General features: G+C 55.5%; 18 protein-coding genes and 3 tRNA genes. 10 read left to right on the top strand and 11 right to left on the bottom strand.

Features of this window, described 5'->3' with window-relative positions; genetic code table 11:
* Positions 1–3 precede the first annotated feature (3 nt).
* From ACA108_14170 to ACA108_14135, 8 genes are all read right to left on the bottom strand, one after another.
* Positions 4–1,194, bottom strand: coding sequence for a glycerate kinase (locus tag ACA108_14170; GenBank protein XEX94525.1), 1,191 nt, complete (start codon positions 1,192–1,194; stop codon positions 4–6).
* Between the two features lie 71 nt (positions 1,195–1,265).
* Positions 1,266–2,600: an MFS transporter gene (locus ACA108_14165; protein XEX94524.1), complete on the bottom strand. Its 1,335-nt coding sequence runs from the start codon at positions 2,598–2,600 to the stop codon at positions 1,266–1,268.
* A gap of 125 nt (positions 2,601–2,725) precedes the next feature.
* On the bottom strand, positions 2,726–3,913 hold the full coding sequence (locus tag ACA108_14160) for an acetyl-CoA C-acyltransferase (GenBank protein XEX94523.1): 1,188 nt from the start codon (positions 3,911–3,913) through the stop codon (positions 2,726–2,728).
* A gap of 11 nt (positions 3,914–3,924) precedes the next feature.
* Positions 3,925–4,662, bottom strand: coding sequence for a 3-oxoacyl-ACP reductase FabG (fabG, locus tag ACA108_14155; protein ID XEX94522.1), 738 nt, complete (start codon positions 4,660–4,662; stop codon positions 3,925–3,927).
* Between the two features lie 17 nt (positions 4,663–4,679).
* Positions 4,680–6,263: an acyl CoA:acetate/3-ketoacid CoA transferase gene (locus ACA108_14150; protein XEX94521.1), complete on the bottom strand. Its 1,584-nt coding sequence runs from the start codon at positions 6,261–6,263 to the stop codon at positions 4,680–4,682.
* Positions 6,260–7,807 (bottom strand): class I adenylate-forming enzyme family protein, encoded by a 1,548-nt coding sequence (locus ACA108_14145; GenBank protein XEX94520.1) that lies wholly within the window; start codon positions 7,805–7,807, stop codon positions 6,260–6,262. Before ACA108_14145 ends, ACA108_14150 begins: the two co-directional genes overlap by 4 nt.
* A gap of 260 nt (positions 7,808–8,067) precedes the next feature.
* A tRNA-Asn gene (locus ACA108_14140) sits at positions 8,068–8,143 on the bottom strand.
* A 170-nt stretch (positions 8,144–8,313) separates the two neighbouring features.
* Positions 8,314–9,768, bottom strand: coding sequence for an AMP nucleosidase (locus ACA108_14135; protein ID XEX94519.1), 1,455 nt, complete (start codon positions 9,766–9,768; stop codon positions 8,314–8,316).
* A 192-nt stretch (positions 9,769–9,960) separates the two neighbouring features.
* Between ACA108_14135 and ldtA the strand changes: the two genes are divergently transcribed.
* Positions 9,961–10,896: a L,D-transpeptidase gene (gene ldtA / locus ACA108_14130; GenBank protein XEX94518.1), complete on the top strand. Its 936-nt coding sequence runs from the start codon at positions 9,961–9,963 to the stop codon at positions 10,894–10,896.
* A gap of 53 nt (positions 10,897–10,949) precedes the next feature.
* Here the strand turns inward: ldtA and ACA108_14125 are convergent.
* Positions 10,950–11,025, bottom strand: a tRNA-Asn gene (locus ACA108_14125).
* A gap of 183 nt (positions 11,026–11,208) precedes the next feature.
* Here ACA108_14125 and ACA108_14120 point away from each other — a divergent pair.
* From ACA108_14120 to cbl, 6 genes are all read left to right on the top strand, one after another.
* Positions 11,209–11,574, top strand: coding sequence for a copper resistance protein (locus tag ACA108_14120; protein ID XEX94517.1), 366 nt, complete (start codon positions 11,209–11,211; stop codon positions 11,572–11,574).
* 49 nt (positions 11,575–11,623) lie between these two features.
* Positions 11,624–13,519 (top strand): protein-disulfide reductase DsbD family protein, encoded by a 1,896-nt coding sequence (locus ACA108_14115; GenBank protein XEX94516.1) that lies wholly within the window; start codon positions 11,624–11,626, stop codon positions 13,517–13,519.
* Positions 13,516–14,142 (top strand): DsbA family protein, encoded by a 627-nt coding sequence (locus ACA108_14110; GenBank protein XEX94515.1) that lies wholly within the window; start codon positions 13,516–13,518, stop codon positions 14,140–14,142. The genes ACA108_14115 and ACA108_14110 overlap by 4 nt, the downstream gene beginning before the upstream one ends.
* The gene (locus ACA108_14105; GenBank protein XEX94514.1) at positions 14,132–14,638 is read left to right on the top strand and encodes a protein disulfide oxidoreductase; all 507 of its coding nucleotides are present in this window, start codon (positions 14,132–14,134) and stop codon (positions 14,636–14,638) included. The genes ACA108_14110 and ACA108_14105 overlap by 11 nt, the downstream gene beginning before the upstream one ends.
* Positions 14,639–14,861: 223 nt before the next feature.
* Entirely contained in the window at positions 14,862–15,779 is a 918-nt protein-coding gene (gene nac, locus ACA108_14100; protein XEX94513.1) for a nitrogen assimilation transcriptional regulator NAC, read from the top strand.
* 105 nt (positions 15,780–15,884) lie between these two features.
* Positions 15,885–16,829 (top strand): HTH-type transcriptional regulator Cbl, encoded by a 945-nt coding sequence (cbl, locus tag ACA108_14095; GenBank protein ID XEX94512.1) that lies wholly within the window; start codon positions 15,885–15,887, stop codon positions 16,827–16,829.
* A 112-nt stretch (positions 16,830–16,941) separates the two neighbouring features.
* Here cbl and ACA108_14090 read toward each other — a convergent pair.
* Positions 16,942–17,017: transfer RNA gene (locus tag ACA108_14090), tRNA-Asn, on the bottom strand.
* Between the two features lie 100 nt (positions 17,018–17,117).
* A complete protein-coding gene (gene mtfA, locus ACA108_14085; protein ID XEX98117.1) occupies positions 17,118–17,915 on the bottom strand; it encodes a DgsA anti-repressor MtfA in 798 nt (265 codons plus the stop codon).
* A gap of 505 nt (positions 17,916–18,420) precedes the next feature.
* On the opposite strand from mtfA, the gene drpB reads away from it, so the two are divergent.
* The 3 genes from drpB to ACA108_14070 all read left to right on the top strand — a co-directional run bounded on the left by drpB (position 18,421) and on the right by ACA108_14070 (position 20,978).
* Complete coding sequence (gene drpB, locus ACA108_14080; protein ID XEX98116.1) at positions 18,421–18,693, top strand: cell division protein DrpB; 273 nt, start codon at positions 18,421–18,423, stop codon at positions 18,691–18,693.
* A gap of 92 nt (positions 18,694–18,785) precedes the next feature.
* Positions 18,786–19,481: a phosphohydrolase gene (locus ACA108_14075; GenBank protein XEX94511.1), complete on the top strand. Its 696-nt coding sequence runs from the start codon at positions 18,786–18,788 to the stop codon at positions 19,479–19,481.
* Positions 19,482–19,568: 87 nt separating this feature from the next.
* Entirely contained in the window at positions 19,569–20,978 is a 1,410-nt protein-coding gene (locus ACA108_14070; protein ID XEX94510.1) for a DNA cytosine methyltransferase, read from the top strand.
* Positions 20,979–20,986: the final 8 nt, after the last annotated feature.

Below are 20,986 nucleotides of genomic sequence, written 5' to 3'. Positions count from 1 at the left end.
GCACTAACCTGGTTGTCGGTTATTAGAATAAATCGGCAGCGTACGGCTTAACATACCGGCTAAAAAGGTGCGGAGGGTATTCTCTGCGGTATCCGCCAGAAGGTTTTCGCTGTTACTCATCGCTTCTTCGAGGGACATCGGGCGCGGGCACAGTGACCACATTGCCGTAATTGCATGTTCATACAGTAGACGGCTGCTGTCATCGCGTCCGCCACAAAGTGCGATGACCGGAAGCTGGTACTCGGCGGCGCGTGTCGCCATACCTACAGGCGCTTTCCCCCAGGCACTCTGGCTGTCCATTCGTCCTTCACCTACCAGCACCAGAGTGGCCTCCTGAAGATGTTTACGTGTATCCAGCAGGTCCATGACCAGCTCTATACCCGGCGACAACGTTGCGTCACAATACCAGAGAAGCGCCGCTCCCATTCCACCAGCAGCACCCGCTCCAGCCTGAGGGGCAACATTCTTGCCTGTCGCTTGTGTCATCAGGCGAGCATAATGTGCCATACCTGCTTCGAGTTCAGCCAGCGTAGTTTTCGTGGCGCCTTTCTGTGGGCCATACACCCATGTTGCCCCTCGTTCACCGAGTAAAGGATTGGTGACATCACAGGAAGCCGTTATGTGAACATTCTGCAGGCGAGCATCCAGCGTTGAGATATCCACGCGATCCAGGCGGGCCAGATCGTCGGCACAACCAGGACGGCTGAGTAGCGATCCATCTTGCAACCAGAACGTTGCCCCTAAAGCTTGTGCAAACCCCAGGCCGCCATCGTTCGTTGCGCTTCCTCCCAGACCAATGACAATGTCACAGGCTCCGGCATCCAATGCTGATTTGACCTGTTCGCCCAGTCCATAGCTGCTGGCGTAGCGCACATCCCGCCGGGCGGGGGGAGTTAGCTCCAGTCCACAACTCTGCGCCATCTCAAGCACTGCACGTCCACCGGGCAGTAATAAATAGCTGGCCTCGGTGGTGCCGCCATAAGGACCAGTACATGTGCAGCTAAGTTTGCTTGCGTGGCGTAATGGGGCACTGTCGGATAACGTGGCGATCAATCCTTCCCCACCGTCTGAAAGCGGCAGTTCAACCAGTTCGGCATCGGGACATACCCGGCGAATGCCTCTGGCGACCGCGGCACATGCGGCGTGGGCGCTACAGCTTCCCTTAAACGAGTCCAGTGCGATAATAATCTTCATTTTAACTGTCTTCTCAATTATTCGTTATAGGTCGTTACCGGCCAGCTGTTTCGCTGGCCGAAAAAAGAAGGTTAACGTGAGCTTTGTCGTACCGAAGAGGGGGGCATTTCGGGTGGTCTGGTGCCTCGAATGAAAAGCGAAAGTACCGCACCGACTACCAACAGACCAACCGCAAACCACAATCCTGAAGCGGCTAACCCCGTGCGGTCTTCGAAGCTTCCAAGAATAAAGGGTCCCAGGAAACCACCACACAGACCCAGGCAGTTCAGCAGGCCAAAACTTCCGGCCAGCAGTTTCCCGCTCATGATATTGGGCAGCCAACTGAAGATAACGGACTGAACGGCGAAGAACATAAAAGCGGCGATACAAAATCCTGCGAGAGCCGTGAGCGGGCTTCCGCTGGCACCGAGCGCCATGCCGAAGGCCATAATCAGATAACCTGCGGTGAGCAGCTTGCGTGAGCTGGATTCAGCCCGAGCAAAGCGGGGAAGAATGATGCCCCCCAGCGCTGCGGAAATCCAGGGTACAGCGGTGATCAGTCCAACCTGAATCGGGGTTAAATCTCCCCAGCTTCCGACAATACCAGGCAAGAAGTAACTCAGACCATAAACTGAAAACTGATGGGTGAAATAAATGCCAATCAGCAGCAAAAATACAGGGATTGCAAAGGCTGATTTTAATGAGAAATGGCTGTCAGTATGGGGTGCTTCACGCTGCTCACGAGCCAGTTTTTCTTCTACTGCCGCGACTTCATCCGGCGTTAACCAGGGTGCATCCGCAGGTTTATCCGGTAGTTTCTTCCAGACAATAACCGCCAGTACCAGGGCAGGCAGACCTTCAATAAAGAACATCCATTGCCAGCCAGCCCATCCCAGCACGCCGTGCATATTAAGCAGCAGTCCGCCCAGCGGTGCGCCGATAATATTGGCAAAGCAGACGCCCAGCAGGAAGAGTCCCGTTGCTTTTGCCCGCTCTTCACGGCCATACCACAGCGTCATATAGTAAATGATGCCTGGGTACAATCCGGCTTCTGCGGCGCCAAGCAGCAAACGCATGGCATAGAACGACCAGGGCCCGGTAACAAATGCCATGGCACATGAAATGACACCCCAGGTCAGCATGATACGGGCAATCCAGCGACGAGCACCTATTTTGACCAAAAAGAGATTACTCGGGATTTCCAGTACGGCATAGGTTAAGAAAAATAGCCCTGCTCCCAGGCCAAAAGCGGTGGCCGAAAGGCCAAGGTCAACGGACATTGTCGCTTTGGCCATACCAATATTCGTGCGATCAATAAAACTGATGATGTAAGCGATGATCAGTAGCGGCATCAAATGACGATAAATCTTTTTATTGGCATTTTGTTCATGCCCTGTAGCTGTGAGCTTTTCATTTAGCTGGGACATCGTTACTATTCTCCTGTTATCGCGGTCAGAAGCACACAGCGAGTGTGATATTCCCTGTTGTGCGCCTCATGCATTGAGTCTTGAACGTCATAACACTGGCCCGATGCCCCACATCGGGCCACCCGCTACGCTTCTCGTTCAAACAGCATTGAAATGCCTTGTCCGCCACCGATACAAAGTGTGGCAAGCCCTGTCTGTGCACCGGTTCTTTCCATTTCATACATCAGTTTCACCGGCAGAATGGCACCACTGGCCCCAACCGGATGTCCTAAGGCGATCGCTCCGCCGTTGACATTGACACGCGCGGGATCGAGGTGCAGATCCTGCATAACTGCCAGCGCCTGGGCGGCGAAGGCTTCGTTCAGTTCAATCAAATCCACAGCCTGAATATTCATCCCCAGGCGCGCCATAAGCAGGCGGGTCGCAGGAGCAGGGCCGAATCCCATAATTTCAGCCTCACATCCCGCAACGGCCCACCCGCGAATGGACATGTGCGGTTTCAGACCTTGTAAATCGGCTTGCTTTCTGGTCATTAAAACCAACGCCGCTGCCCCGTCATTAATGCCGGACGAGTTTGCTGCGGTGACTTTTCCACCTTCTTTAAATACGGCTCGCAGGGTGCTAAGTTTCTGCGGGGAAGTCTCCCTTGGGTGCTCATCTACTGAGAATAAGCGCTGGCTCTTTTTGCCATCAGGAACGGCAAGCGGCAGGATTTGCGACTCAAAATACCCGCTGGCAATGGCATGCAATGCCTTCTGTTGGCTGCTCCATGCAAACTCATCCATCGCTTCGCGAGAAATATTGAACCGCTCGGCAACATTTTCCGCCGTCATGCCGTTGTGCCAGGGGCCTTCCGGCCAGGTCAGAATAGATATCAGCCCATCTTCAAGCTCCCCGTTTCCCATGCGGTAGCCGGACCGCGCCTGGCGCAGGTAGTAGGGAAGCTGCGTCATGTTTTCCGTTCCGCAGGCGACGGCGATGTCTGAATGTCCGGTTTGCAGCGACAGCATCGCGCTGGCAATAGCCTGTAGCCCTGAGCCACACTGGCGGTTAACCGAGTAAGCCGTGGTTTGGTTGGGTAAACCCGCCCTTAGCTGACATACCCGGGCAATAAAACCGCTTTCAGCGATCTGCCCAACGTTACCGACGACCACTTCACTCACGCTCTCAGGTGAAATGCCTGCACGGTTGACCGCTTCACGGATCACCGCAGCCCCGAGGTCATGTTGATGCGTCTCTCTGAAGCTGCCATTAAATGTGCCGATAGCGGTGCGGACACCGCTGACAACGACAATATCATTTGCCTGTTTCATCTCATTTCTCCTTAAAGCACCATGCCGCCGCCTACGTTAATCACTTCCCCGTTGATATACCGGGCCCCGTCTGATGCCAGGAAGGCGGCGCATTCACCCACATCACTGGCTTCACCGGCAAATCCTGCGGGAATTTTATTGATCATCATTTCCCAGACTTTTTCAGGAACGCCACGTGTCATCTCGGTATCAATAAAACCCGGGCAAATAGCATTTACGGTCACGCCTTTGCGGGCCAGTTCACGGCAGGCCGTTTTGGTCATCCCCACAACGCCGGCTTTCGAGGCGGAGTAGTTCGTCTGTCCGACGTTACCAAGCCAGCTGGCAGACGCGATGTTGATGATGCGGCCATATCCGCGTTCACGCATGCGCAATGCCGCTTGTTGCAGGCAAAAGAAGGTGCCTTTCATATTCACGTCCACCACCAAATCCCAGTCGGCTTCTGTTAACTTATGCAGCATGGCATCACGGTTTATGCCCGCGTTATTGACCAGAATATCCACGGGCCCCAGCAGCGCTTCCGTTTGTTGAAACAGTGATTGCACTTGCGGGAGCAGAGCAATATTGCAGGGGATAAAATGCGCGGAATAACCTGCGTCACGTAATGCTGCGGCTGAAGCTTCGCCCTGAGTAGCGTCCATATCAGAAATCACTACCTGTGCACCTTTGCGCGCCAGGACCTCAGCGATCCCCAAACCAATGCCTCTGGCGGCACCGGTGACAATGGCAATTTTATTAGTCAGTTTCATTTCCCTTTCCTTTTTGGTTAGTGAGCTGATGATGAAAGCAATGCTGACAGCCCAAAGGAGGCTGGCGAAAACAGTGCGGGATCCATCACTTTGAGATCGTTGGCAATTAACGGCTTAAACGCCATGTGTGCCAGAATGTCGCGTTCCAGATCGATGCCTGGTGCAATCTCTACCAGCGTCGCCCCCTCGGGCCGCATCTCGAAGACGGCTCGTTCAGTGACGTAATGCATGGTTTGTCCTTGTTGACGGGCCTGTTCGCCATTCCAGGAGATTTGATTAACCCGGGCTGGGAACTTGCAGACTTCTCCTTCACGAAGAATTTTTAAAGCACCGTCCAGACAGTCGATGCTCAACCCTTTAGCGGTAAATGAAGAGCAGAAGACGACGTGACGTGCATTTTGAGTGATGTCGATAAAACCACCGGCACCAGGGCATGACTCTCCAAGCCGGGTAGCGTTGACGTGACCCTGGGCATCCATTTCACCAGCACCCATAAAGGTGACATCCACTCCGGCACCGTTGTAATAAAGCATCTGATCCTGATGGCTGATCATCGCGCTCAGATTGCGACCGATACCAAAATCCGTTCCCCCTTCCTGGCTGCCGCCATAAATTCCGGACTCCACCGTAATGAGAACATCATCCGTGACTTTCTCCTGGCGCAGGATGTCGCCAATAACGTCATTAGGAATGCCTGTGCCAAGATTGATCACATCGCCGCTTTTCAGATAACGGCAGGCAATACGACCAATCAATTTTCTCAGGTTGAGCGGCAGGGAAATGTCATGCTGTAAAGGGAGTCGGGTATCGCCGCAGAGGGCAGGGTCGAAATACCAGCCGGAGGTTTGGCGATGGTCGGTTTCCGGCGAGTCGCACACAACAATGGCATCGATAAGGGGTCCCGGAACCGTAATATCTTTTGGGTGCAGTGACCCCCGTGCAACCTGATATTTTACCTGGGCTATGACTCTGGCCCCGAAGCGTCGGGCTGCCAGCACGGCCGGCAGAATTTCTAACTTCATCGCTTCTTCGCTGGTCGTCAGATTACCGTCTTCATCAGCATGCGTGCCTCTGACGACAACGACGTCGAGCGGCAGAGAGGGGTAGAAAAGATACTCTTCGTCTCGAAACGTGACACATTCCAGCAGTCCAGGTTGCTCCCGGGTACGCTGGTTCATGCAGCCTCCTTCGATCCGCGGATCGACAAAGGTACCCAGTCCGACTTTTGACAATCGCCCCGGTAATCCTGCCGCCATCGCGCTATATAGATGCACCATTTGGCCCTGCGGCAGACACCAAGCGTCGACAGCATTTTCATTGATCATCTTCATCCAGCGAGGGGCCAGCCCCCAGTGTGAGCCTATTAATCGCGTCACCATCCCCGGATGGGCAAAATGCTGGATCCCCCGCTGCCTGTCACTCTGACCTGCAGCATGTACCAGCGTCAGATCGCAAGGATGTCCGCTTTCTAAAAAACGCTGTTCTACGGCACTCAAAATTGACTCCGCTGCCCCGATCAGCGTCATGCCAACGGTGCATACACGATCGCCATCCTTAATGAATTCAGCAGCTTCTTTTGCGGTGATAAATACAGGTTTCATGATTGATTTCCCGAAGTGAGCAAATGATCCTGGAGCTGCGTTTTCAATTCGCGTTTACATATTTTTCCGTTATGGGTGCGAGGCAGAAAACGAGTGAAAATAATGCGGCCAGGGAGCTGATATTTGGCGACCTTTTTTTTCAGCCAGTGGAGCAGTTCATCACGGGTTAAGTGGCAATCCCGATCCGTCACGATGAAGGCGACAGGTTCCTCCCCATAGATTGGGCTGGGAGCAGGGATGACGGCGACCTCCTTAACCCCGGAATAGGTCGAGATTAAGTTCTCCAAATCGATGGAGTAAATTTTCTCACCCCCGCGATTGATCATGTCTTTGCTGCGATCTTTGATAAACAGATAGCCGTCGTTATCGAGGTAGCCTAAATCCCCTGTAGCAAACCAACCCTGCTCATCACAAGCCGGGCGATGATGCGGGGGCTGCCAGTAGCGCTTGACGACAACGTCTCCTCTTAACCATATCTGGCCAATTTTGTTACGCAGCTGACGCACATTTTGATCGTCACGAATGTCAATTTCCAATCCCTGAACGGCTTGGCCGGAGCTGCCCGTTCGCGGGTGGTGGCGAATGTCATTAGTGAAGAGCGTGGCCGGGGACGTAGTTTCGGTCAGCCCGTATACCGGGTGGATGGCGGCATGCGGAAAGCACGAAGTTAATTCTTTAATTAAGCCGGCATTTAAATGTCCCGCTCCACAGGCAATTTTCCGTAAAGAAGGAAATGAGAGAGGGGCGCTGACATTCTTAGCCTTCACAGCCTGGCTAAGTAAAATGAATACGGTCGGCGAACCGTGCAGGAAAGTTATGTTCTCTTGAATAACGGTATTCAAAACCGCATCGGCCTGGAAACGTTGCTGGAGCCATATTGCCCCCCCCAAAGCAATGAACAGTGACAGCAGGGCGGACAATCCCGTAATGTGATAAACAGGGACGGCAAGTACGGTACTGTCGTTTTCATCCAGCTGAAAGCCTTCTTTATAGGCCGTTACGGCACTTAACAAATTGCCCTGGGTTATCACTGCCCCTTTGGGCGTGCCGGTGGTGCCGGATGTGAACATAATGACTGCCGTATCGTCCCGCACTACCTCGGGAAGCGCCGAGCTTAATCGTTCGGGAAGCGTGAGCGAATGCCATTGTTCCAGCGATACCGTCAGGGTATTTGCTATCCCGGAGAGCCAGTTCTGGCCGTCGCCGTTATAAAAGACGGCATCCGGACTGACATGCTGTATTAACCGAAGCCCTTCTTCTTCCTTCAACTTTGTGCTGAAAGGAACAACCTCGATCCCCAATCCCATCGCGGCAAAAAATATTTCGCAGAAGGCAGGCGTATTACCATATGCAAGGACAATTCTTGCACCTGCAGATAAGGACCAGTTCGTTCTGAGCTGTTCCATAACGCTATGAACACGCTGATTAAGCTGGCCATAGGTGTATCTTTCGCCCTCAAATGCCAGCGCCAGCGCATTTTCTCGTGTGTTGGCGCTATGCTGAAGCAGCTGAAAGACATTCTGAAATTGCGAACTAAAACTCATTACTGTCTCCACAGGAATGCAGGAAGTGGAGCCAGTCTAATGAAAAGCAGAGGGAGCAAACTCGGCGTCAGTCACAACAAAAAATCAACATAATGGGTTTGTCGTTGTAACGTTGCACAAGGGGATGAGAGATTGTTCAAAACTTTCAGGGCGTAACGAATGGGGTTTCGCGACCCGCCGGGGATTGCGGCTTGAAGATAATGTTGAAATGTTGAAAGCAAAAAGCCCGCTTAAGTTTCCTTAAGCGGGCTTCTCTAATATGGCTCCTCTGACTGGACTCGAACCAGTGACATACGGATTAACAGTCCGCCGTTCTACCGACTGAACTACAGAGGAATCGTGTGAACGGGGCGCATGTTAACGGCACAGGCTGGGGTTGTCAAAGGCTGTTTCAGCGATTTGCGTTTAACTGCTGATAATTACGCCAAAGTGCCAAAAAAGACCGCTTCTCAGCGGCCTGTTTCTTACCCTTCATCTGGATGCCCGAGAAGCCACACCAGCCCCAGCTAGCGGAAAGGTGGCTCATTAAAGGTGCGCAGCTTGCGGGAATGCAGACGCTCGCCTTCGGCACGCAGCAGGTCAATGGCGCAGATGCCGATCTGTAAATGTTCGGAAATCGCCCCCTCGTAAAAGCGGTTTGCCTGGCCCGGGAGTTTAATCTCGCCGTGCAGCGGCTTGTCCGACACGCACAGCAAAGTCCCGTACGGCACTCGGAAGCGATACCCCTGCGCGGCAATGGTCGCGCTTTCCATATCGATGGCTACGGCGCGGCTGAGGTTAAAGCGCAGCGCGGAGGCCGAATAGCGTAGCTCCCAGTTACGATCGTCGGTGGTGACCACCGTTCCGGTGCGCAGACGCTGCTTCACCTCTTCACCCGGCATACCGCTGACAACCTTGGTGGCATCGTAGAGCGCGCGCTGTACTTCGGCGATGCTTGGGATAGGGATGTCCGGCGGCAGCACGGCGTCAAGTACGTGATCGTCACGTAAATAAGCATGCGCCAGCACATAGTCGCCAATGGCCTGGCTTTCGCGCAGGCCGCCGCAGTGGCCAATCATCAGCCACGCATCCGGTCGCAGTACGGCAAGGTGATCGCAGATGGTCTTTGCGTTCGACGGGCCAACGCCAATGTTAATCAGCGTAATGCCCGTACCGTCAGCGTTAATCAGATGCCAGGCGGGCATCTGGTGCCTCTTCCAGGCCAGGTCGGAAATCGCCGCCTCCGGCGCTTCTGAATCCGCCGTCAGCCAGACGCCACCGGCGCAGGAGAGTGCCACGTAAGGACTTTCAGGATCGAGAATTTGCTGGCAGCCCCAGCGAACGAACTCATCCACGTAGCGGGTGTAGTTGGTGAACAGAACAAAAGACTGGAAATGTTCAGCAGGCGTACCGGTGTAATGCCGCAGGCGCGCGAGGGAGAAATCCACGCGGCGGGCGTCAAAATGCGACAGCGGATAAAACTCCGTTGGGTGGAACAGGCCATCCGCCGTTTCATCCCCAATCTGCGCCAGTTCGGTCGTCGGGAAGTGGCGGGTTAAATCGGCGCTCATTGAACGATCCAGCGACAGGCCGTCTATCACATAAGGGTAGGGGATTTCGTGCTGTGAAGGGCCAACCTCAATGTGCGCGCCGTAATCTTCGTGCAGCAGCGAGAGCTGTTCGATGAGATAAGTGCGGAAAAGTGAAGGGCGGGTGATGGTGGTGGTGTAGCTGCCGGAATGGGTAAAACGCGCGTAGGCTCTGGTTTTATTTGGTTTATTCGTTGTGCCATCCCAGCTGACTCGAAGTTCCGGGTAGACAAACAGGCCAGCCGTGCGGGCTATAGGATCGGGCAACGTTCCCTGGTGCGTATAGGTGTCTATGGCATCACGCAGGGCGTTCACTGCATCATCAAAAAGGGTTTCAAGCTTATCGAGCGCCTGCTCGGGCGTCAGCCCGTGGTCGATTGCGTCATTGTTCATTATTTCTCCTTGTGCCGGGCATGCCGGGTGGACGCGGGTTCAGTTAGTATGTCATGGACGGGAAAGAACGGAAGGGGGATGTAGCGGGAATGTGAAAAACTATAAGACTCAAGACCGCACTCGAAAGCTAAACAGATCCGCAGCGGAAGGTTATATTTAATCTGAATCCATCTTATTTATAACGGGGAAACTATGATTCGCTTATCCTCGCTTGCCCTGGTGCTTGCTGCGGTTACCCATAGCGCCATTGCGGTCACTTACCCGCTTCCGCCAGAGGGCAGTCGTCTTGTTGGTACGGCGTTAATCGCTACGGTACCGGACGGGAATACCCAGCCGCTGGAGTATTTTGCCGCCCTCTACGGACAGGGGTTAAGCAATATGCTGGAGGCCAATCCGGGCGTCGATCCGTTCCTGCCAAAAGCAGGTAGCCAGCTGACTATTCCGCAGCAGGTGATTCTGCCGGATACCTTACGCCAGGGGATTGTCATAAATGTCGCCGAAATGCGCCTTTACTACTATCCGCAGGGCAGCGGCACGGTAGAAATCCTGCCGATTGGCATTGGTCAGGTTGGACGTGAAACACCGCGCAACTGGGTGACGAAGGTTGAACGTAAGCAGGAGGCCCCCGCCTGGACACCGACGGCTAATACCCGCCGCGAATACGCGAAGGAGGGCAAAACCCTGCCGGCGTTCGTGCCGCCGGGCGAGGATAATCCGATGGGGCTTTACGCGCTTTACATCGGCAGGCTCTACGCCATCCACGGGACTAACGCCAACTTTGGTATCGGCCTGCGCGTCAGCCAGGGCTGTATTCGCCTGCGCAAAGACGACATAAAATATCTGTTCGATAACGTGCCGGTGGGGACGCGCGTACAGCTGATTGACCAGCCGGTGAAAGTCACCGTCGAGCCGGACGGGCGGCGCTGGCTGGAAGTGCACGAGCCGCTGTCCCGTAACCGCGCCGAGTTTGAATCCGACAGGAAAGTCCCGCTGCCCATGACCCCGGCACTGCGCAATGTAACCGAGGGGGACGGCGTCGATGCGGATGTTGTGAGCGCCGCGTTGCTCCGCCGTTCCGGGATGCCGATGCTTATTAGCGCCGCGCCCGGTAGCACAGGCCAGCTTTAAGCACAGACAGCAAAAAGCCCGCTTAAGTTTCCTTAAGCGGGCTTCTCTAAATATGGCTCCTCTGACTGGACTCGAACCAGTGACATACGGATTAACAGTCCGCCGTTCTACCGACTGAACTACAGAGGAATTGTGTGAACGGGGCGCATATTAACGGCCCCGCTCCACCTTGTCAAAGCCTGAAACAGGGCATGACGTTTGTTTGCTGATAAAACAAGCAAACGCGCGCCCGGGGCAGACATAACTTTACAGCGCATCGGTTGCCAAACGGCGCGGACTGGCTAAGATAGGCGGTTCACAAACGAGGGAAGCATGTTTAAACGCAAGCATTTGGCAAAGTGGTTTCTGGTTCTGGCATGTCTGGTGGTGGTAGTTTGTACCGCGCAGCGCATGGCGGGCCTGCACGCCCTGCAAATGAAAGCGGCCACAGAGATCGCCTTAAGCCAGTCCATCAGTTCCGATGTTGATGATGCCGCTCCGGTGACACCCTGTGAACTGAGCGCCAAGTCGCTGCTCTCTGCTCCCCCTGTGCTATTCGAAGGCGCGCTTTTTGCCGTAAGCCTGCTCCTCGCACTGCTTATTCCCGCACGGACGATACCTTCGCCCGTTGCGCCCGTCCAGGCCTTCTCCTCGCCCACGCTAAGAGTCCATCTGCGATTTTGTGTCTTCCGTGAATGATAAACCGGCTGTGCAACACGGTTAGTTAATTCATTTACGGAGAAAAAATATGTTGAGTCTTTTCAGGCAGGCTTTGCTCTGCCTTCTGCTGCTGTGGCTGCCGTTTTCATGGGCCGCGGAACCCGGCTGGCTGACGTCCGCCGATAACAATCATGCCAGTGTGCGCCTGCGCGCCGATACCGGCGATACCGGCGACAGCGGCGAGACCCGCCTGCTGCTGGACGTAAAGCTGGAAAAAGGATGGAAAACCTACTGGCGTTCGCCGGGTGAGGGGGGCGTTGCGCCTGCTATTGCCTGGAAAAATGCTATGCCTGCGGTTGAGTGGTTCTGGCCTGCTCCGCAGCGCTTTGACGTCGGCGGTATTACCACTCAGGGCTACCACGATCGGGTCAGCATCCCGATGACCACGCCCGGTAAGCCGCCTGCTCATATCGCTGGCGTGCTGACGCTTTCAACCTGCAAAGATGTTTGCCTGCTCACAGATTATCCCTTTGAAATATCGCCAACTACCGGCGATGCAGCTTTCGCCCATGACTATGCTCAGGCGATGGGCAGCGTTCCGCTTAAAAATGGGGTCACGGACAGCCTGATCGCGGGCTACCGAACCGGTGAACTGGTGGTAAAGGCCACCCGTGCTGCGGGCTGGAAGAAACCCGATCTGTTTCTGGTTGTGCCGGACGATGCGAGCTTTGCCAGACCCAAAATTCAGACGGAAGGCGACACCCTGTGGGCTACCGTGCCGACCAGCGACGGCTGGGACGGCACCGGGCCGAATTTACGCGGGCGTTCGCTTACGCTCGTGGTGTCCGATGACGGCATTGCCCAGCAGTCGACGGTGAACGTGACTGAGGCGGCTGCGATACCCGCTCCGCAGGATTCGTTTGTTCTCTGGCAGGTGGTGCTGTTCGCGCTGCTCGGTGGATTCATTCTTAATCTGATGCCTTGTGTGCTGCCGGTTCTCGGCATGAAACTGGGTTCGATACTGCTGGTGGGGCAGCAGGACCGGAAAATTATCCGCCGCCAGTTTCTGGCCTCCGTTGCCGGCATCATCGCCTCTTTCATGGCGCTGGCGCTGCTGATGACCGTACTGCGGCTGACCAATCAGGCGCTGGGCTGGGGGATTCAGTTCCAGAACCCGTGGTTTATCGGCTTTATGGCGCTGGTGATGGTGGCGTTCAGCGCCAGCCTGTTTGGCCTGTTTGAATTCCGCCTCTCTTCGAATCTTACTACCCGCCTTGCCACCCACGGCGGCACCGGCATGACCGGGCATTTCTGGCAGGGAGCGCTGGCGACCCTGCTCGCAACGCCCTGTAGCGCACCTTTTTTAGGTACTGCGGTTGCGGTAGCGCTGGCCGCTCCGCTGCCGGTGCTGTGGGGGCTGTTCCTGGCGCTGGGCACAGGGATGAGCCTGCCGTGGCTGCTGATTGCCCTGCGTCCGGGGCTGGCGCTGCGTTTGCCACGTCCCGGCCCGTGGATGAACTGGCTGCGTAAGATCCTCGCCGTCATGATGCTGGGCTCCGCACTCTGGCTGGCAAGCCTGCTGCCCGCCCACTTCGGCAGCGCCACGGGCAAAGCCAGCGAAGAGCAGATTGCCTGGCAGCCGCTGAGTGAAGAGGCCGTGCAAAATGCCCTTGCGCAGCATAAACGGGTCTTTGTGGATGTGACGGCCGACTGGTGCATCACCTGCAAAATCAACAAGCTTAATGTGCTTTCCCGGGATGATGTTCAGGCGGCCCTTCAGGCCCCGGACGTCGTGGCGCTGCGCGGCGACTGGACGCTGCCCTCGAAAGAAATCACCGACTTCCTGAAGCGGCGCGGCCAGGTGGCAGTGCCCTATAACCAAATTTACGGCCCTGGATTACCGGAAGGGAAAGCGCTGCCCACGCTGCTGTCGCGTGATGCCGTCCTGAATACGCTTACGGAAGCTAAAGGAGAGACAAAATGAAGCTGGTGATGACTTTTTTACTGGTGCTGATGGTGACCTTCAGCGCGCAGGCCGCGGAACAGCCGCAGCAGCCGCAGGATCGGGAAGAGGAAATGCAGCAGCTTATTTATGAGGCGCTGTTCCATGACCCGCAAAGCCCGCGCATCGGGGCCGCCAACCCTAAGCTGACGCTGGTCTCCTTTACCGACTACAACTGCCCTTACTGCAAGCAGCTCGACCCGATGCTGGAGAAAATCACCCGGAAATATTCGGACGTGGCGGTTGTCATTAAGCCGCTGCCTTTTAAAGGCGACACCTCCACCGAGTCTGCGCGCATCGCGCTGACTACCTGGCGGGAGCATCCGGAGCAGTTTCTGAAGCTGCACCAGATGCTGATGTCTAAAAAGGGCTATCACACGCCGGCGAGCATTAAAACCGCCGTTGATAAGAGCGGCGCCACGCCCGTGACGCCGGATCAGAAAAGTATGGAAACGTTGAGCCTGAACCTTCAGCTCGCCAGAGTTGTCGGCGTACAGGGAACGCCAGCCACCATCGTCGGCGATACCATGCTGGCCGGAGCGGTGCCGTGGGAGACGCTGGAAGCGCTGGTCCTGGAAAAGCTGGAGCAGGCGAATGACCAATAAACTCCTGCGCTGGGGGCGGGAAGGACTGGTGCTGCTGGTCCTCCTCGGAGCCGTGCTGCTGGTCATGGACTGGTGGCGGGCGCCGCAGCTGCCCGCAGCCTTTGACAGCATGCCTCTTCACACGCTCGACGGCAGAAATGTTTCGCTGGCCGCGTTAAGCGAAGACCGTCCGCTGCTGATTTACTTTTGGGCGAGCTGGTGCGGAGTCTGTCGTTTCACCACCCCGGACGTGTCGCGCCTGACGGAAGAGGGCAAAAATGTTATGACCGTGGCGCTGCGCTCTGGGGACGACCAAAAAGTTACCGGCTGGCTTGCCCATAAGAAGGTGGCGCTGCCGGTTATCAACGATGCGGACGGCAGGCTGTCGCAGAACTGGGAAATTGGCGTTACGCCAACATTTGTCGTGCTTCACAAGGGCGCGATCGTCTCCTCAACCACCGGCTGGACGAGCTACTGGGGCATGAAGCTGCGCCTGTGGTGGGCACGTCTGTCATAAGTTTTTGTTTTTCTCGCGCACCATCACGGTGCGTGAGTACCTCTTATGGGGCATAAGCAAACCCAGGTTTCATTAATACAACGGGGCCACTATATCAGTTTCACTTATTATCCAGCTGCTTAGACCATCTGGTCCGGCTTTCCCAAAAAGTGGCAAGCATCTTGCAGTTCCTTCTGAGACATCACTGCTGAAACTGGCGCTGGCATTCCCCGAAGGAGGCAAAATGAACTTAAGACGGCTGAAGTACTTCGTAAAAATCGTCGATATTGGTAGCCTGACGCAGGCCGCTGAAGTGCTGCATATCGCGCAGCCGGCCCTGAGCCAGCAGGTCGCAACCCTTGAGGGGGAAATGGATCAGCAGCTTTTAATCCGCACCAAGCGCGGCGTAACGCCAACGGAGGCAGGAAAGATCCTTTATACCCACGCGCGCACTATTTTACGCCAGTGCGAACAGGCCCAGCTTGCGGTCGGAAACGTGGGCCAGACGCTAAGCGGCACGGTCTCCATTGGCCTTGCGCCGGGAACCGCCGCCTCCTCGATTACCATGCCTCTGCTTCAGGCAGTGCGCAACGAACTTCCGGACGTGCTGGTCTACCTGCACGAAAACAGTGGTTCATCCCTGAATGACAAGCTGTTAAGCGGCCAGCTTGACATGGCGGTCCTGTACGACCGTTCCCCGACGGCGGGCATCACCAGCCAGCCGCTACTGAAAGAGGAGCTGTTTCTCGTCGGCACCCGCGACTGTCCAGGCCAGACGGTCGATCTCGCTGCGGTGGCCGAAATGAACCTGTTCCTGCCGCGTGACTACAGCGCCGTGCGCAAGCGCGTGGATGAAGCCTTTTCGCTCCGTCGCCTGACGGCGAAGATCATCGGCGAAATAGAATCTCTCTCAACGCTTACCGCCGCGATTGCCAGCGGGATGGGCGTGACGGTGCTGCCAGAATCTGCCGCTCGCTCGCTGACCGCCTCCGCCAATGGCTGGATGGCGCGCATCGCCAGCCCGTCCCTTAACCTACCCCTGTCGGTTAACCTTTCGGCGCGCCTGCCGTTAACGCCTCAGGCCCAGGCGGTAAAAGATATTCTTATGTCGCTGGCGGCACGTCCGGCGCTGGAAAATCGTGAGCTGCTGCTGGTGGGCTGAGGGTCTTATCGCTAAAAGGAATAACTTGCTGGTTTTTATTATTTGTTCGCCGGGGGCTGTGACTTTAACAATGGCGTAAAGAACAGCCATGCTCCTGGGGGCAACGTGAATTTCCAGCAACTCAAGATTATCCGCGAGGCGGCCCGGCGGGATTACAATCTCACCGAGGTCGCCAATATTCTTTTCACCTCGCAGTCCGGCGTCAGCCGCCACATTCGCGAGCTGGAAGAAGAGTTAGGCATAGAGATTTTCATTCGCCGGGGCAAACGGTTATTAGGTATGACTGAGCCGGGAAAGGCGCTGCTGGTCATTGCTGAACGCATCCTGAACGAAGCGAGCAACGTCAGGCGGCTGGCGGATCTTTTCACCAACGACGCCAGCGGCATGCTGACCATCGCCACCACCCACACCCAGGCACGCTACAGCCTTCCCGTGATTATTAAGGCCTTCCGGGCGCTGTTCCCTGAGGTACGCCTGGAGCTTATCCAGGGAACGCCGCAGGAAATTGAAGCGCTGATCCACAGCGGCACGGCGGATATCGGCATCGCCAGCGAACGCCTGAGTACCGACCCGACACTGGTCGCCTATCCCTGGTTCCGCTGGTACCACAGCCTGCTGGTGCCGAAAGGCCATCCTCTGATCCATGCCAGCCCTCTGACCCTCGATGATATCAGCCGCTGGCCGCTTATTACCTATCGGCAGGGCATTACCGGCCGTTCGCGCATTGACGAAGCATTTTCACGCCGGGGGCTTACGCCGGATATCGTGCTCAGCGCCCAGGATTCAGACGTGGTGAAAACCTACGTCGAGCTTGGTCTGGGTATCGGGCTGGTGGCCGATCAGGCCAGCGGCGAGGAGGGGAGTCTGGTACGCCTGGATACGCGACATCTTTTTGACGCCAATACCGTCTGGCTCGGGATCAAGCGAGGTCAGCTGCAGCGTAACTATGTCTGGCGGTTTATCGAGCTTTGCAATCCTGAACTTTCGGTAGAGGAAATTAAGCGCCAGGCGCTGGAGTCGGACGAAGTGGTTATCGATTTCCAGATCTAATCTGTCGGGAATGGGTGATAGCATTGCCCGTTCTTGTTAGCGTTAACGAGAGATTCATAATGCGTAAACGCAAAAAAGCCTGCTTAAGTTTCCTTAAGCAGGCTCTCGAATTTGGCTCCTCTGACTGGACTCGAACCAGTGACATACGGATTAACAGTCCGCCGTTCTACCGACTGAACTACAGAGGAATCGTTTGAACGAGGCGAATAGTAGCCTCACGTTTAAAAAGAGTCAACGACAAAAATAACGTCTTGATTCGAATGAGCAAATTAGAATCAACTTGCGGCATTAATGCACCGTTTTGCCGTCCGACTCGTGGGGGTTTTCGTTACGATGCAGCCGTTGCAGAGGATCCTGGCCGTAAAACAGACGAAAGCGCTGATAGAGCGAAGGAAAGCGCGGGGCCAGCAGCTCTGGGGCGCTGAAGAAATACTCGGAAAGCACCGCGAAGCACTCTGCCGGCTCGCTTGCCGCGTAGGCATCAATGCTTGCCGCATTCTCACCGACCAGATCGATTTCATCCTGGATATTATTCATAGCGGCGTACAGGTCGTGTTCCCAGGCGGCGACGTCCCGCAGCGCGATAAGCGGGATACCGCTTGCCCTGTCGCCGTTGCGCATATCCAGCTTGTGGGCCACCTCGTGGACGATAAGGTTAAAGCCTGAGGCATCGAAGGAGTCCTGGACGTCCAGCCAGTTAAGTACGATTGGGCCCTGCTGCCAGCTCTGCCCGGACTGCACGACGCGCTGGTTGTGAACCAGGCCGAAATCATCCTGCCATTCATCGTCAACCACGAAAGGAGCAGGGTAGATCAGCACCTCGTGAAAGCCATCCAGCCATTCCAGTCCCAGCTCCATCACCGGCAGGCAGAACAGCAGGGCAATGCGCGCGCTTTTCAGCTCGTCAAGTTCAAAGCCCTGAAGCGGGACCAGCCGCTTTTGCTGCAAAAAACGGTCCGCAAGACGGATAAGTTTCTGCTGCTCTACGGGGGTCAGGTCGGCCAGCACGGGAATAGCAAAAGCCTGCTCCCAGGGCAGGGTGGAGACAGCGGATGAATCACTCACTTTCCAGGGCCACTTAATCATGTACTTGCTCACAAAGTCATCATGGTTACAGGAGAGAAGATATCGGCATCATTAATGCCCCTCAGCGGGCCATTATTCAAGCACTTAATAATTTTCACTTCAACGACGCGGGTCACAAGTGTGCCTGCAGCGGCGGAATTATCTGAATAACATGACTATTGCTTTGGTTTACATAAAGTGCGGGTGAAATAAATCCGCTCCGGCGTGGGTTAAACAATACAAAAAAGGGGAACGGATAGATCACGCTAATACCAACAACGTCGTATAAAGAAAAGTCGCAATAGAGTTAGAAATTATCGTTGCCAACAGGCAGCTTGATTTTGTAATCCCTTTAGTTGCCAGTATTTGCACGGAATATGACCTGTTTTCTGCCGGGCTTGATAAGGGACAAAAAACATCGTTAGAAGCGACCAAATGCACACTATAATGTGATAAAAATCACATTGTGAAGGTGGCGAGGCCATCGTTTATCCAGTGTTTTGCTTAAGAGGAGATGTTAAACGTTATGGATGCGAAGCCAACCCGTAGCCCGGGTGGAAAACTAGCGCTGTGGTTGTTCTATGCTTATTGCCTCTACATCGTCTGGACAATGGTGAAGTACTTTTGGGTGGTCAGCAGCGTGACGGAGGGCGATATGGGTTCCTTTGCCGGTAAGCTGATGGGGGCGCTGATGGGCCTGCTGGTGCTTGGATCGGTTGCCGCCGTGCTGGGCTGGGTCGTCTGGTATACGCGGCCTCGTCAGTACGGCTCGCGAGCGCGTTCGTCCCATCGCGGATAATCTGCCTTAGCGTTGTTGCCCGTTAATTTGCTAAATTTGTGATCCTGTACTCATATTAAGTACCGGGTTTAGCAACGAATCGAGGAGTACGTATGCCGATAGCCCTCTGGCAGGAACGCTTTGAAACCTGGCTGCGTGACAACTGGGCGCAGGACGATAAGGCCCACGATGTGGCGCACTTTCACCGCGTGTGGAAGACCGCACAGCGAATAATAGCAGGCAGCGAAGCCGACCGTTTAGTCGTCCTCACCGCCTGTTACTTTCACGACATCGTTAACCTGCCGAAAAACCATCCTCAGCGCCATCTCGCCTCCACGCAGGCAGCACAAGAGACGTTGCGCATTCTGGATGCCGACTTCCCGGATTTTCCCCGTGAGCTTTACGATGCGGTGGCGCATGCCGTCCGCGCCCATAGTTTTAGCGCAGGCATTGCGCCGCAAACCCTGGAAGCAAAAATCGTTCAGGATGCGGACCGGCTTGAATCTCTGGGCGCGATTGGTCTTGCTCGGGTGTTTTACACATCGGGGGCGTTAGGCCGTCCGTTGTTCGACAGCACGGATCCGCTGGCGCAGTCGCGTGAGCTGGATGACACGACCTACGCGCTCGACCATTTCCAGAAAAAACTCTTTAAACTTCCTGAAACTATGCAAACCGAAGCGGGCAGGGAGCTTGCACGCCTCAACGCCGATTTTCTGGTGCACTACATGGCCAAGCTGTGCGCCGAGCTAAAAGGCGATTACCACGAAATAGACAGCGACGTCCTGCAGCAGTTTATCTCTTCTCGCTAACGGCTGGCCCGCCGGATGCGGGCACGCTTTCTCTCTGGGTCAAATCAGTGATAAAGTCGCACATTATTTTCCCTTCCAGGGTTTAGGATGAACGACCTCGACGCGATTGCAGAGCACCTCTCAGAACAGGCCTTACACCAGCAGCGCCAGCAGATGGAAGCTGACCACGAGCTGGTCAGCCGGATCCTTAAAATCTACGATCAAAAAACCGTGGCGCATCATCTGCGGCAGGTCAGCGGCGACTGGACGCGTGAATCGTTAAACCGCTGGTTCAACCGTAAATCAGCCCCGCGAAGCCTGACGCCTGTAGAAGTGACGATGCTGCAAAGCATGCTTCCCTCGCCGCCTGCTCACCACGGAAAATACGCGTTTCGTTTTATCGATCTTTTTGCGGGTATCGGCGGCATTCGCAGCGGCTTTGAGGCCATTGGCGGACAGTGCGTATTTACCAGCGAGTGGAATAAATATGCGGTACGCACCTATAAGGCCAACTGGTACTGCGATCCGCAGCAGCATCAGTTCAACGAAGACATCCGCGATGTGACCCAGAGTCACCGCACGGACCTCAGCGATGAGGAGGCCGCAGCGCACATCAAGGCAATCCTACCGGATCACGACGTTCTGCTTGCGGGCTTCCCCTGCCAGCCTTTCTCGCTGGCTGGCGTCTCGAAAAAGAACGCGCTGGGACGGGCGCATGGTTTCGCCTGCGAAACCCAGGGCACGCTGTTCTTCGACGTGGCCCGCATTATTGATGCCAAACGTCCGGCAATCTTCGTGCTGGAAAACGTTAAAAACCTCAAGAGCCACGATAAGGGCAACACCTTCCGTATCATTATGGAAACGCTTGATGGGCTGGGGTATGAAGTGGCCGATGCGGCCGTGGCGGGAGCGCGCGATCCTAAGATTATCGATGGGAAAAACTTCCTGCCCCAGCACCGCGAGCGTATCGTGCTGGTCGGGTTCCGTCGCGACCTGAATCTGCACCATGACTTCACGCTGCGCACTTTGGACGCGCTTTATCCAAAGCGCCGCATCACCTTCGGTGAGCTGCTGGATCCGGTCGTGGACGAAAAATACATCCTGACGCCGACGCTGTGGAAATACCTCTATAACTACGCGAAAAAGCATCAGGCGAAGGGCAACGGCTTTGGCTACGGTCTGGTGGACCCGACCAATCCGGCCAGCGTGGCAAGAACCCTGTCGGCGCGTTATTTTAAAGATGGGGCGGAAATTCTGGTCGACAGAGGCTGGGACAAGGCGCTGGGCGAGAAGGATTTTAACGATCCTGAAAACCAGAAGCGTCGGCCACGCCGCTTAACACCGCGTGAATGCGCGAGGCTGATGGGCTTTGAGACTGTGCAGGGCAAATCTTTCCGTATTCCGGTGTCTGATACTCAGGCTTACCGGCAGTTCGGCAACTCTGTCGTGGTGCCAGCGTTTGCGGCCGTCGCAAAGCTGCTGGAAGAGAAAATCGGGCTGGCGGTGAAAAAGCGCTGACGGGAGGT

The organism is Dryocola sp. LX212, assembly GCA_041504365.1.
Lineage (GTDB): Bacteria > Pseudomonadota > Gammaproteobacteria > Enterobacterales > Enterobacteriaceae > Dryocola.
The sequence above is the reverse complement of the archived record's forward strand: the minus strand, read 5'-3'. Positions and strand labels throughout refer to the sequence as shown.

Bases quoted from the DNA above. Each gene is read 5' to 3' on its own strand.
- ACA108_14170 (XEX94525.1), bottom strand. From the start codon at position 1,194: ATGAAGATTATTATCGCACTGGACTCGTTTAAGGGAAGCTGTAGCGCC.
- ACA108_14165 (XEX94524.1), bottom strand. From the start codon at position 2,600: ATGTCCCAGCTAAATGAAAAGCTCACAGCTACAGGGCATGAACAAAAT.
- ACA108_14160 (XEX94523.1), bottom strand. From the start codon at position 3,913: ATGAAACAGGCAAATGATATTGTCGTTGTCAGCGGTGTCCGCACCGCT.
- fabG (XEX94522.1), bottom strand. From the start codon at position 4,662: ATGAAACTGACTAATAAAATTGCCATTGTCACCGGTGCCGCCAGAGGC.
- ACA108_14150 (XEX94521.1), bottom strand. From the start codon at position 6,263: ATGAAACCTGTATTTATCACCGCAAAAGAAGCTGCTGAATTCATTAAG.
- ACA108_14145 (XEX94520.1), bottom strand. From the start codon at position 7,807: ATGAGTTTTAGTTCGCAATTTCAGAATGTCTTTCAGCTGCTTCAGCAT.
- ACA108_14135 (XEX94519.1), bottom strand. From the start codon at position 9,768: ATGAACAATGACGCAATCGACCACGGGCTGACGCCCGAGCAGGCGCTC.
- ldtA (XEX94518.1), top strand. From the start codon at position 9,961: ATGATTCGCTTATCCTCGCTTGCCCTGGTGCTTGCTGCGGTTACCCAT.
- ACA108_14120 (XEX94517.1), top strand. From the start codon at position 11,209: ATGTTTAAACGCAAGCATTTGGCAAAGTGGTTTCTGGTTCTGGCATGT.
- ACA108_14115 (XEX94516.1), top strand. From the start codon at position 11,624: ATGTTGAGTCTTTTCAGGCAGGCTTTGCTCTGCCTTCTGCTGCTGTGG.
- ACA108_14110 (XEX94515.1), top strand. From the start codon at position 13,516: ATGAAGCTGGTGATGACTTTTTTACTGGTGCTGATGGTGACCTTCAGC.
- ACA108_14105 (XEX94514.1), top strand. From the start codon at position 14,132: ATGACCAATAAACTCCTGCGCTGGGGGCGGGAAGGACTGGTGCTGCTG.
- nac (XEX94513.1), top strand. From the start codon at position 14,862: ATGAACTTAAGACGGCTGAAGTACTTCGTAAAAATCGTCGATATTGGT.
- mtfA (XEX98117.1), bottom strand. From the start codon at position 17,915: ATGATTAAGTGGCCCTGGAAAGTGAGTGATTCATCCGCTGTCTCCACC.
- drpB (XEX98116.1), top strand. From the start codon at position 18,421: ATGGATGCGAAGCCAACCCGTAGCCCGGGTGGAAAACTAGCGCTGTGG.
- ACA108_14075 (XEX94511.1), top strand. From the start codon at position 18,786: ATGCCGATAGCCCTCTGGCAGGAACGCTTTGAAACCTGGCTGCGTGAC.
- ACA108_14070 (XEX94510.1), top strand. From the start codon at position 19,569: ATGAACGACCTCGACGCGATTGCAGAGCACCTCTCAGAACAGGCCTTA.